This window comes from Peptoniphilus lacrimalis DSM 7455 (genome assembly GCF_000378725.1).
GTDB lineage: Bacteria > Bacillota > Clostridia > Tissierellales > Peptoniphilaceae > Peptoniphilus_A > Peptoniphilus_A lacrimalis.
Genome location: NZ_KB900374.1, coordinates 43,273 through 56,126 on the forward strand (window position 1 = coordinate 43,273; position 12,854 = coordinate 56,126).

The 12,854-nt window shown below is 29.3% G+C and carries 11 protein-coding genes and 2 other annotated features; of the genes, 2 read left to right on the forward strand and 9 right to left on the reverse strand.

What is annotated here, in order from left to right; translation table 11 throughout:
- Positions 1-69: 69 nt before the first annotated feature.
- The 9 genes from F594_RS0107205 to hflX form a co-directional block, all read right to left on the reverse strand.
- Positions 70-858: an ABC transporter ATP-binding protein gene (locus F594_RS0107205; RefSeq protein WP_019035070.1), complete on the reverse strand. Its 789-nt coding sequence runs from the start codon at positions 856-858 to the stop codon at positions 70-72.
- Entirely contained in the window at positions 855-1,724 is an 870-nt protein-coding gene (locus F594_RS0107210) for an ABC transporter permease (protein ID WP_009345097.1), read from the reverse strand. The genes F594_RS0107205 and F594_RS0107210 overlap by 4 nt, the downstream gene beginning before the upstream one ends.
- A gap of 19 nt (positions 1,725-1,743) precedes the next feature.
- Positions 1,744-2,727 (reverse strand): ABC transporter substrate-binding protein, encoded by a 984-nt coding sequence (locus F594_RS0107215; RefSeq protein ID WP_019035071.1) that lies wholly within the window; start codon positions 2,725-2,727, stop codon positions 1,744-1,746.
- Positions 2,728-2,766: 39 nt separating this feature from the next.
- Positions 2,767-2,997 (reverse strand) — a binding site (T-box leader).
- Positions 2,998-3,065: 68 nt separating this feature from the next.
- A complete protein-coding gene (locus tag F594_RS0107220) occupies positions 3,066-4,040 on the reverse strand; it encodes an ABC transporter substrate-binding protein (RefSeq protein WP_019035072.1) in 975 nt (324 codons plus the stop codon).
- Between the two features lie 39 nt (positions 4,041-4,079).
- Positions 4,080-4,307 (reverse strand) — a binding site (T-box leader).
- A 400-nt stretch (positions 4,308-4,707) separates the two neighbouring features.
- Positions 4,708-6,150, reverse strand: coding sequence for an ATP-binding protein (locus F594_RS09900; RefSeq protein ID WP_019035073.1), 1,443 nt, complete (start codon positions 6,148-6,150; stop codon positions 4,708-4,710).
- 169 nt (positions 6,151-6,319) lie between these two features.
- Entirely contained in the window at positions 6,320-7,048 is a 729-nt protein-coding gene (gene nadE / locus F594_RS0107230; RefSeq protein WP_019035074.1) for an NAD(+) synthase, read from the reverse strand.
- On the reverse strand, positions 7,041-7,418 hold the full coding sequence (locus F594_RS0107235; protein WP_019035075.1) for a CoA-binding protein: 378 nt from the start codon (positions 7,416-7,418) through the stop codon (positions 7,041-7,043). The genes nadE and F594_RS0107235 overlap by 8 nt, the downstream gene beginning before the upstream one ends.
- Positions 7,419-7,422: 4 nt before the next feature.
- The gene (locus F594_RS0107240) at positions 7,423-8,055 is read right to left on the reverse strand and encodes an IMPACT family protein (protein WP_009345106.1); all 633 of its coding nucleotides are present in this window, start codon (positions 8,053-8,055) and stop codon (positions 7,423-7,425) included.
- Complete coding sequence (gene hflX / locus F594_RS0107245) at positions 8,048-9,316, reverse strand: GTPase HflX (RefSeq protein WP_019035076.1); 1,269 nt, start codon at positions 9,314-9,316, stop codon at positions 8,048-8,050. Before hflX ends, F594_RS0107240 begins: the two co-directional genes overlap by 8 nt.
- Positions 9,317-9,405: 89 nt before the next feature.
- Here hflX and F594_RS0107250 point away from each other — a divergent pair, with 89 nt between their 5' ends.
- Positions 9,406-12,204 carry a transglycosylase domain-containing protein gene (locus F594_RS0107250; RefSeq protein ID WP_019035077.1) on the forward strand — a complete coding sequence of 933 codons (2,799 nt, stop codon included), beginning with the start codon at positions 9,406-9,408 and terminating at the stop codon, positions 12,202-12,204.
- Complete coding sequence (locus F594_RS0107255; RefSeq protein ID WP_019035078.1) at positions 12,191-12,382, forward strand: hypothetical protein; 192 nt, start codon at positions 12,191-12,193, stop codon at positions 12,380-12,382. The genes F594_RS0107250 and F594_RS0107255 overlap by 14 nt, the downstream gene beginning before the upstream one ends.
- The last annotated feature ends 472 nt before the right edge of the window (positions 12,383-12,854 follow it).

The following is a 12,854-nucleotide window of genomic DNA, read 5'->3' on the forward strand; positions in this document are numbered from 1 at the left end:
TAACTCATATTATTTTTTTTGTCAATATACTTAGACAATATTTTAAAAGTTCATAATTTTAGTTGATATTTATGAAACAAGCTTCATTTTTTCCTGATCTCTAAGCCTGATGTTATATTCATTTCTTAATTCATTTTCTGATATATCTTTAGGTTTAACATCAAGAACAATTTTACCCTTGTCAAGCATAATAATCCTATCTGAATAATCAAGAGCATTTCTTAGGTTGTGAGTAATCATAAGAGTAGTAATTTTTTCCTTTTTTATTAAATTTTCTGTTTTATCCATAACTATTTTTGAAGTTTTTGGGTCTAGGGCTGCTGTATGCTCATCTAAAAGCAAAAGCTCCGGTCTTTTTATAGTTGCCATAATAAGTGATAAGGATTGTCTTTGACCTCCTGAAAGGAATTTAACTTGAGTATTTAATTTATTTTCAAGTCCAAGATCAATTTCTTTTAGCTTTTCAACTATTACACCTATATTTGATTTTTGCACAAGTTTTCTTAGTGTGAATTTTTTGCCCTTATTTAATGCCATTGACATATTTTCCAAAATATTTAATGAGGGGCAAACTCCCATAGAAGGGTTTTGATTAACTTTACCAATATATGTTGCACGTTTTTGTTCATCTAAATCTGAAATTTTTAAATCTCCCAATAAAATTTGTCCAGATTCTGGGTGAATTTCTCCAGAAATAATATTAAATAAGGTAGATTTTCCACAACCATTAGCGCCTAAAATTGTCGTACAGGAATTTTCTTCCAATTTTAGGGAGAAATTTTCAAAAATTCTATTTTCTTCTTCTGTCCCTTTGTAAAAAGTCTTTGTAATATTATCTATTTTTAGCATCTTAATCATTCCTTTCTCTTCCTTAATTTACTTATTCCTAAACCTGCCATATTGTTATAAACTATAAAAATTATTACTATAATAGCTGTTACTGCTTTTAAATCTGATGGCTGTAAGCCTGCTGATATTGCAATCCCAAAAATTACCCTATAGACAACTGCTCCAATGATGGCTCTTGTTGTTCTATTTAAAAATTTTGCATTTTTTAAGAAAGCATCACCTATAACTATTGATGCAAGGGCTGAAACTATAATTGTTTGACCCATTGTAATATCACAATAACCGGTAGATTGTGCCATAAGTGAACCGGCTAGTGCTACTAAAGCATTGGATAATATAAGACCATAAGCATAAAATTTGTTAGGATTTTCTCCCAAAGATTTAACCAGTCTTTCATTATCTCCTGTCGCCAAAAGAAGGTATCCTTTTTCAGTTTTCAAGAACCAATCCATTATTATTTTTATAAGTCCTACTATTATCAGCAAAATAACAATTTTGGGTATAGATGAAAAAATCGAAAAAATCACATCTAGTTCATAAAATGTTACATTTGATGTCCCTGTTATTCTCAAATTTACCGTATAAAGTATGGTCATGGTCAAAATTCCTGCAAGAATTGCATCAATTTTTAATCTTTTATATAAAAAATAAGTCAAATAACCAAATACCCCACCCATTACAAAGGCAAGAGCCATAGCTAAAAATGGTGAATATCCCAAAGTTAAAACCTTGGCAAAAACAAATGCTCCCAGAGGAAATGTTCCTTCTACTGAAAGGTCTGCTAAATTTAAAATTTTGAATGTAATCACTACGCCTATGGCAAGGATTGAAAAAATCAATCCTGTAACCAAGGACTCCATTAAAACTGAACTCATCTTTTCTCCTTTTAATTTTTTATTTTATTAATCTCGCATCTTTTAAAACTTGGTCTAAATTTTCAAGGTTAAGTTTTTTGCCACTATCTTCATTACAAACTTTGCTTGACTCTGTAGAAAAATATACTGGAATATCCTTAACTGGACTTCCTTTTAAAATTTGTACTGCCATTTCTCCTGCTTTTCTGCCTAAGTTTAAATAATCAACTCCATTTGATAGAAGAATTCCATTTTCTACAGGACCTTCTTCTGCTGCAAAGGAAGGTATTTTATTTTCAATCAATCTTTCTGAAATTACTTTAGCTGATGATGCTACAAGATTATCACTTAAAGCATAGAATGCGTCTATGTCTTTCTTAAAACTTGTCATGGCTTGTGAAACATCATTAATGTTATTAACTCCAACTTCCTTTACTCCTATAGATAAGTTTTGACAAGCTTTTTTTAACTCTTCTATTTGATATTTTGAATTAACTTCATTTGTAGAGAATAATACTCCAATATTTTTTGTTTGTGGAAATAATTCTAAGAAATTTTCCAACTGCATATTTATTGATATATAGTCGCTTACTCCAGTAATATTTCCCTCTGGCTTTTCTAAATCTTTTACAAGACCTGCTGATACAGGGTCAGTAACTGCAGAAAAAACTATAGGAATATCTTTTACTATATTTTTTGCTCCCTGTGCTGCTGGAGTTGCAATAGCATATATAAGATCACATTTTTGTCCTTGAAAAGCTGAAACAATACTTGGAATTAAAGTTACATCTCCAGATGCATTTTTTAAAATAATTTCTGCATCAGGAAATTCTTTTTTTATTTCTTCTTCAAAGCCTTTTTCTGATCTGTCTAAAGCAACATGTTCTGACATCTGAACTATTCCTATCTTGACTTTCTTGTCGCTATTATCTGAAGAAAGCCCTTCACTTTTACCTTCTTTATTGCAAGCAGCCAATAAAAATAACAATGATAACAATCCTAAAAATTTACCTAACTTTTTCATATTTACCTCCAAATAGTATAAAAAAAGTCCTTCGTCCTATAAAGGGACGAAAGACTTGACTTCGCGGTACCACCCGATTTGTAATAATAATTACCTCTCATTTAAGGTCCAACAACCTCTAGCCTCAGTTAACGGTGGCTTCCGTATTTGCCTACTAAATTCAACAAATAAGCTACAGAGTGTATTAAGATTTGAAAAAAATGCCTTTCACCAACCGGCAATTCTCTGATTTTTCCGTACAATCTCTTTTCTCTCTATAATTGCTTTTTTGAAATTTACTTTAATATAATATATAGGCAAACTTTTGTCAAGTAAATTTTTTAAATTTTTTTATTTTTTTAATTTCCAACAATTTCTGCCCCTTTAAATATTTGACTATTTAAATCTATTCCTAGGGCTTGTGCCGTTTTCTTATTTACTTTTTTAACATTTTCTTTATTACCTTCCACTGAAATATTTTTAATATCCTCTCCTTTCAAAACTCTTGCAGCCATCTTTGCAGCTTGCTTTCCGTGTAGGTAATAATCCACTCCTTCAGACATTAATAATCCATTTGTTACTTGCCCTTCTTCTGCTGAAAGTGAAATAATTTTTTCTTCATTTAAAGTTTTTGAAATTATTGGAGCCGCAGATGCTACTGTATTATCTGTTAGTGCATAAAGGGCGTCAATCTTTCCTGAAATTGATGCTATGGCTTGAGAAATCTCATTTATATTATTTATTCCTACATATTCAAGGTCAAGCCCCATATCTTTACAAATCTTTTTTACTTCTTCAAGTTGAACTAGAGAATTTTTTTCAAAAGTTGAATAAATAAGTCCCAAAGTTTTTATATTTGGATTTAACTCAAGTAAAGTTTTTAAGTGATTTCTTATTGGGACTGCATCTGTTACCCCTGTTATGTTTGTAATTTTATCTTTAGATTCAACTAAGCCTGCAGCAACAGGGTCAGTAACCGCTGAGAAAATAATATTTTTGTTTGGCAAAGCAGTTTTTGCTCCTTGGGCTGCTGGCGTTGCAATTGCATAAACTAAATCCACATCATCTGATTGAAATTTTTTTGGAACAGTTGTTGTCAAAGTTGAATCTCCATTTTCATTTTGAACTTCAATTTCTGCATCTATTCCTTCTTCTTTTAGACCATCAATGAAACCTTTTTTAGCATTATCTAAAGAAATTTGGTCCATATATTGAACTATGCCTACTTTATACTTACAATCGTCTATCTTTTTTTCTGCTTTATCCTTTGTGGAACAGCCCACAAGCATTGCTAAGCTAAGTGCTAAAGTTGTAGATAAGATTATTTTTTTCATTATTTTTTCCTCCTCTTGCAATAAAAAAATCCTTCACCCACATAGGGCGAAGGATCGCGGTACCACCTAATTTTATAATTAAAATAATTATCTCAAGAAATCTATCAATTTCTGTCCTTAATAACGGGGGCTTCCGTAGCAGTCTACTTAAATTTCAACCGCCATGCTTTAGAGTGAATATTACATATCTATTTATCTGTGAGCTTTCATCTAACCTCACTCTCTAAAAAATAACTAGGATATCTTTCTCTCTATCATTGCATCTAATATTATTTATTGCTTTTTTTAATTTTTTATATCTTAACTTGATATAAAATTTTTGTCAATACTTTTTTAATATATTTTTTTATTTTCTTCTTAGTTCTTCTTGGTTTTTCTTAGTTCTTCTTAGTTCTTCTTAGTTCTTCTTGGTTTTTCTTAGTTCTTCTTGGTTTTTCTTAGTTCTTCTTAGTTCTTCTTAGTTCTTCTTGGTTTTTCTTAGTTCTTCTTAGTTCTTCTTGGTTCTTCTTAGTTCTTCTTGGTTTTTCTTAGTTCTTCTTGGTTTTTCTTAGTTCTTCTTAGTTCTTCTTAGTTCTTCTTAGTTCTTCTTAGTTCTTCTTAGTTTTTCTTAGTTCTTCTTAGTTCTTCTTAGTTTTTCTTAGTTCTTCTTGGTTTTTCTTAGTTCTTCTTAAAAATTAATTTTATAATACTGTGTTCTATCGTGAATCGAACTGCCATACCATTTTATCAATTTCTTTTTTTCAAGCTCCTTAAGAATTTTTTTGCAATAAGTAATCCCCTTTCCAAGATATTGACTAGCATCCTTTGTAGTTAAATTTATCCCACTATTATACATATAGTATAATATTCTTTTTTCACTTATTGTTAATTTATCAAATTCAATTTTAGATATATTGTTCTTAATATGATCTAAGCTTCTCAAACTTCTATTCAAAATATTATTTTCCAATACTAACAAAACATTATTATTTGGTTCATAATATCTGGGTTCATTTAAGAATAATTTTTCCATTTCAGAATATATTCTTTTTACACCTTCATTCATTTCTTTAACCCAGCCAAATTCAGATAAAATCCTTGCTATTCTAGGATTTCTAGAGTATCTTTGATTTAAAATATTTTCTATTGTTACTATATTAGGTAATAAACCAGGGCTTAATATTTCCATCCTGTCATCATAAATAAGCACTTTAATATGTTCACCTCTCATAGAGTAATTCCTGTGTGTTAAAGCATTTACAATTCCTTCAAACCAAGCAAATTCAGGATATTCAGGCATAATTCTAAACTTTCCGTCTTTATCCAAATACTGAAATTCTCTCAATTGTGTGTTAATAAATTCTCTTGCATTTCTAATTATATTGGGAATTGCTGAATCAAAATTTTTTTCCTTAACAATATTAATCTCAGTTCCAACTTTTTGCTTATCTCCATCATATTTAATAACTCGCAATCTGGCTTGAGGCAAAAACTTACTTGGACTTTTCCCGAATAATAAAATTCCTGCATTAGTGATTTTCCCATCAATATAAAAATTCCTTGCTTTTAGCACATCTTCTGTTGATAAATCAGAAATATCCATGATAATTTTATACTCATTTATTAAATTCTCATCAATATCATTTAAAGTTGCTTCTGGTACAATTTCATCTTCAAAATATCTTTGACCTCTATCGTATTGTAATTGTAAGATTTGATTAAAATTTAGCTCTCTTGTCTTATCGTTTTGTCTTAAATAAACCTTACCATCATATGATTTAATAACCCTGTCTAAAGATACATCTACAGAAAGTACTAATATATTATCTTTTTTTCTCTTTTCATTTTCAACATCTAAAATTTCAAATTTTACACTTATTGGTGTTTCTCTTAACTCTGTAATAAAAATATTTTTATATTCATCAATATTATGTGCTCCATCATAATTAAAGCCTGTAATTTCCCCGTCATCTTCAATCCCTATTACTAACTGTCCACCTTCAGCATTAGAAAAACCAACTAAATGTTTTAAAATATCAAGAGGTTTTATTTTAGCACTCTTCCTATCAAATATTTGACTTTCTCGGCCAAAACGATAAAAAGATATTTTACCTAACAATTTATCATTCATTTTAATCACCTATGTAAAAATTTTTATGACTCATATTTTTGTAGTTTATTTATAATATTATATCAAATCATCTAATCCTTTTTTACTTACATAATCATAGTTTATATTAAATTATAAAAAATCCAAAGGCTCTATATATTATAGAACACCTTTGGCAGAAATTTATTTTTTATTTTATTTTAAACATGGGCACAGGCATTCTCTTGTGATTTGACCTGTTGTGCATTCCATCAATTTTTTTCTTAATTTCTTCTTCTGGTATCTTTTCTCCTCTAATATATGAATCAAGAACTTCATAAGTAAATCCCATTTCAGATTCATCGCTTTGACCCTTCCAAAGTCCTGCTGATGGTTTCTTTTCAATAATAAAATCTGGCAAATCTAAGGCTTTAGCGAGCTTAAATATATCAGTTTTTAAAATATTTGCTATAGGATAAATATCAGCTCCACTATCTCCATATTTAGTTGAATAACCTACATACCATTCGCTGCCATTTGACGGCCCAACTACAAGATATCCTAAATCTTGTCCATAATAATATAAGGTTGTCATCCTTAATCTTGGCTTAATATTAGACCTTGCAAGTTTATTTTCAGAAGTAAAAGATGCTTTTAAAAGCTCATTGTAGGTATTAGTTAAATCTACAACTTTAACTTCAAGGTCCAAGGACTTGGCGATTTTTAAGGCATCATTTTTGTCATCATCTATGGAATCACAAGGCATTATTAAACCAAGTGAATTTTCTGGAAATACCCTTTTAGCAAGACCTGCCACCACAGCAGAATCAATCCCACCGGAAAGTCCAAAAATAAAACCCTTTGCGTGAGCTTCTTGTGCTCTTTCTCTTAGCCAACTAACTAAATCATCTCTAAGTTTTTCATAATTCATATTACTCATTTAATCTCCTATATACACAATCATTTACTACATTAAAATTATTGTCTTCTAAAATTTTTTCAAGACTTTTGTCAAAAGAACCTGGTTGGAAAAATATATTTTTTATCCCCAATTGCTTAGCTTCTTCTAAATATCCTTTTGCAAATTTGGGATTTACTATCATATCAATAGCATCAATTTTTCCTGGAACTTCCTCTAAATTATTATAAACTTTTTGACCTTCAATTTCATCATATTTTGGATTTATAAGATAAACCTTATAACCCTTTTCTTTTAAAATTTTAGGAATTTTATAAGAAAATTTTGATTTATCAATGCTTGCACCAATAACTGCCCAATTTTTTTCCTTTAACATTTCCAATGCGTCCATAATTTCACCTCATAATTTTTCCATCTATTGTTGGTAATTCTTCACAAGCTTTAACTTCAATTTTGATTTTTGCCCCTGTCATATCTTTTAAATCCTTGATGATTGGAGCATTTTCCTTTACATATAAAGTTAAGGATGCTATATCTGTAAATTCCTCTTGCAAAATTTTATACCCATTTATCGTAAGGTAGTTTAAAATTTTTCCGTGATAGGTATAATCATAAGAAAATTTTGTTCTGTTAAAATTTTCTCTAACAACTTTTTTTGCAGCTAATAATCCAAGTCTTGCACATTTTGTATATGCCCTTAAAAGACCACCTGATCCTAAGAGGATTCCTCCAAAATACCTAGTCCCAGTTACTAAAACATTTCTCATTTCTTCTTTTTTTAAAACTTCAAGCATGGGAATACCAGCTGTTCCTTGAGGTTCCCCATCATCTGAATATCTTTGAATTTTTGCGTCTTTTCCAATAATATATGCGTAGGTATTGTGAGTCGCATCCTTATAAATTTCTTTTATTTGGGAGATTTTATTAAGTGCCTCTTCTTCTGATTTTACAAAATAGCCGCCTCCAATAAAGCGAGATTTTTTTTCTACAAAATCTCCTTCTCCGCCTGATAAAACTGAATTATACATTTGCTACATACCTCTTTAATTTATTGTACTCTTTTTTACTTAAACTAAGCTCAATTTCTATGAAATTCTCCTTATATATAGGTTTAAGATCAAATCTTTCAATTAATTTATAAAGAATATCTGTGTCATCATAGGGAAAGTTTAATTTTGTATAAATATATTGTTCTGGCAAATTTTCTTCTATGGATTTTAATAACTTATTCATATCAGGGTCATTTTTGGCAGAAATATAAATCTTCTGTGACTTAATTTTTAATGGTATGGTAGTGCTATTAAGATCAATCTTATCAGACTTATTAAAAACTGTGAGGATTTTTTTATCCTTAATTCCTATTTCCTGTAAGATATTCATTGTTGTGTCATAGGCAATTTCTAAATCTTTACTAGAAGCATCAATTACATGAACTATTAAATCAGAATATTTTATTTCTTCCAAAGTTGATTTAAAAGCTTCAATTAATTTTGTTGGAAGTTTTGAAACAAAGCCTACAGTATCTGATATTATAAATTCCCTACCTGAAAGTAACCTTGCTTTTCTAGAATTTGGGTCTAGAGTTGCAAAAAGCATATCTTTAACAAAAACTTCCTTAGAATCATCTTCTTTTATCCTATTTAGAATCGTAGATTTTCCAGCATTTGTATATCCAACAAGAGATACAGTTGGAATCTTAGAATTCATCCTCTTTGACCTTGTGGTATCTCTAGTTTTTTTTGCTTTATTTAATTTTTCTTTAATTTTATCAATTTCTCTTAAAAGCCTTCTTCTATCGGTTTCAATTATTTGTTCACCAGGTCCTCTTGTACCAATACCACCGCCTGTCCTTGACCAACCTTTAATGCCAAGAAGTCGAGGCAGTTGGTACTCCAACTGTGCTAGCTCTACCTGAAGTTTTCCTTCATATGTGGAAGCCCTCAAGGCAAAAATATCTAAAATTAAATTAGTTCTGTCAACAACTTTCTTTTTAATTGTATCTTCTAAATTTCTTAACTGAATACCTGTTAATTCATCGTTAAAGACAATGGCATCCGCCTCTAAATTTTCAGCCATTTCTTTTATTTCCTTAACCTTTCCTTTGCCAATCAGATATTTAGGATTAAATTTTTCAAGATTTTGTGTCATCTGTCCAATAACTTCAGCCCCATCTGCATAGCAAAGCTCATCTAGTTCTTTCATTGAAGTTTCTAATGAATTTGGATAAGCTCCTATATCAGTGCCAACAGTTATTACTCTTTCAATTTTTTTACTTGATACATCTTCCATAGATTCATTATACTACATTTAAGCTTTTGCAAAAATATGTTTTTATAGTATTAATTTTCTGCTAATGTTATAATGAATTAGGTGAGTATATGAAACTTAAAGATTTAAGTAAAAAGCAAAAATTATATATTTCATTATTGGCTATTTTAATGCTTATCATTTTATTTGTGAGTATTTTAATTTCCTCTGTTTTGGCAATTATTGTAAAAACTCCTGATACAATTCTTGAGAATCTATCAAATAGTTTTAATCAAACCTCATCCATATATAGTGAAAACGGAAAGTTATTAGAAAAGATTGATTCCCTTGAATATAGGACTGTTGTGCCTTTAAAGAAAATTCCTAAAAATCTTCAAATGGCTTTTGTTGCAATAGAAGACCATAGATTTTTTGAACACAATGGTCTTGACCCTATTGGAATTGGTGCTTCTATATTAACTAATATAAAAACTGGAGCTTTTACTAGAGGTGGTTCAACAATTACTCAACAGATGGTCCGTTCAATTTACTTAACAAACGATAAAAATTTTAACAGAAAAATTCAAGAGGCTTATTTAGCTTTAAGAGTTGAAGAAAATTTATCTAAGGGGCAAATCTTAGAAGCCTATCTTAATAGAATCAATTTAGGTCAAGGTGCCTATGGGGTTCAGGCAGCAAGTCAAACTTACTTTTCAAAAAATGTTTGGGAATTGAATACTTCAGAATGTGCAATACTTGCAAATATTGCAAAATCTCCTGCTGAATATCCGCCTTTTAAGACCGTACCATCTCAATATATTAGTCCAGAAGATATATTAGTTGGAAATAGAGTGGTAAATGGCGAAGAAATGTACTTAATTTTAAATCAAAAATCCCTTGACAGGCAAAAAATTGTTTTAAAAAGAATGTATGAACTAAATTATATTGACAAAAATCAATATAAGGAGGCTCTAAATTTTGATATTGTCGGAGATTTAAAACCGGCAAATTTAAAGCATCACACTATGTCTTCTTATTCTACAGATTTTATCAAACAGGATGCTGCAAAATATTTAGCAAAATATTATAAGATTTCCCTTGATGAGGGGGAGCACAAACTATTTACAGGTGGTTATAAAGTTTACTCATCAATTGATGAAAACCTCCAAAACAAAGTTGAAAATTTATATGAAAATTTTGCACAGAATTTTATAGAAAATAAAAGTTCTAAGGGTGGCAGCAAAATGCTCAACTTTTCCTTAGATGAGTTTGGTTCAATTATATACAATAACGAAATTTTGTATTACAAGAGGTTTGACCATTTCGCAGAAGATTTTTCATTCATTGTAAATCCTTCAGATTACAATATTTCTTCAAAAAATGATATAAAAATAAATAGAAGATTTTTCCGCCAATTAGGTAAAAAAATTGATTTTATTGACCTATATGTAATTGACCAAAGAGGAATTTTAAATATTTTTGATATAGGTAACTTAAATATTGATAGTTCTTATATGGCAATGAAGAAAAATTATTTAATAATTGATGGTAGCTTTGTTAAAGAACACAGTGATTTTTATAGGATCGACCAAAATAAAAATTTAATTATAAATCCAACCTATATTAATTTAAATAAAGATCCTATAATTGAGCCTCAATCAGCATCTATTATTGCTGATAATAAAAATGGATTTGTAAAGGCTATTGTTGGTGGGCTTGATGTTGAAACAAATAAGGCAAAAATTTTAAATAGGGCTGTTGATTCTCACAGAAGCCCTGGAACTTTAATTAAGCCTTTTACCGTATATCTTCCCGCTCTTGAAAATTCTTACACCTTAGGAACTGTGATTGATGATGTACCTATAACTACCGATGGCTATATGTGGCCTGAAAATAATTATAAGTCATTTAAAGGTCTTATGACTTTAAGGATGGCTATAGAAAATTCATCAAATGTTGTCTGTGCTAAAATTTTAAAAGACTTGGGTCTTGAAAAAGCAAAGGAAGTTCTTCAAAGGTTTAATATTATTGAAAATAACCCTTCTGATTATTCCTATATTGATGATAATGAAAATTCAGATAAAAATGATATGAACTTAAATGCTCTTGGTCTTGGCAATATGAAAAAAGGTATAAGTTTAGCTCAAATAACATCTATGTATCAAACCCTTGCCAATGAGGGAGATTTTAAAGACCTAACTGCTATTGTAAAAATTGAAGATAATACTGGCAAAGTTATTATTGATAACAGGGCAAATCATAAAAATATAATCAATAAAGAAACTGCTTACCTTCTAAAAGATGCTTTAAAAACAAATGTCGAAATGGGTAATGCAAAAGGCAGTAAAATTGATAGTGCAACAACTTACGCATATAAAGGAACTAATGAATTTTCATCTGATTTTTGGCTTGTGGGATTTTCTAAGAAATATACAATTGGAACTTGGCTTGGAGCCGATTCTCCAAAAATATCTTTGAATGCTGATGAGGATATTATTACTAAGATATTTAATGAATTATCCTCTAATATTAATGATGATTCTAAAGATGAATACAGACCATCTTTCATTGTAGAAAAAAATATATGTAATAAAAGCGGAAAATTGGGTACAGAATTAACAAACGATGCCGGTGCAAATTATAAGGAAATCTTTATTAAAGGCACTGAACCGACTGATTATGATGATTTATATAAGAAAGTATTAATATGTGTAGATTCAGGACTTTTATCTACACAATACTGTCCAGCTGAAAGTGTTGAATATAATGTTTTATTTGAAAGACCTGGTGGTTATGACCCAAAAGAACATTATAATATTTATCCTGATGATTATGTAGAAATTCCAAAGAAATATTGTGATATTCACACAAGAAGCTGGTACAAGGAAAATGTTAAAGGGAGTGAAGACAAAAATAATGAAAATGATTAAACCAGCATTAATAGTGGGAAAATATTTAATTAAAAGAAATATTAAGAAAAATAAAAAAAATAGATTTGTAAAAAAATTCAAACTAAATTTAATTACCAGTCCTAAACATGGTGGAAAAATTTTGTATCATTTAGGAAGAATTAAAGCAAGAAAACTTATTCTTAAAAATATGAAATAGTGTTTATTATAAGGGATAATTCCTTACTATAAATCTAATTAACTTTTTTAATTTTAATTTTTTACATTTTATTATAGGGGACAGTCCCAAATAGGGACAGTCCCCTTTTAAAATGCAAGTAAACTTATTCTTAAAAATATGAAATAGTGTTTATTATAAGGGATAATTTCTTACTATAAATCTAATTAAATTTTTTGATTTTTATTTTTTACATTTTATTATAGGGGACAGTCCCAAATAGGGATGGACCCCTTTTAAAATGCAAGAAAACTTATTCTTAAAAATATGAAATAGTGTTTATTATAAGGGATAATTTCTTACTATAAATCTAATTAACTTTTTTAATTTTAATTTTTTATATTTTATTATAGGGGACAGTCCCAAATAGGGACAGTCCCCTTTTAATACAAAATATATATTTATTCAAATTTAAAAATCCTACAGGTTATTCCCATAGGATTTTATATATTTA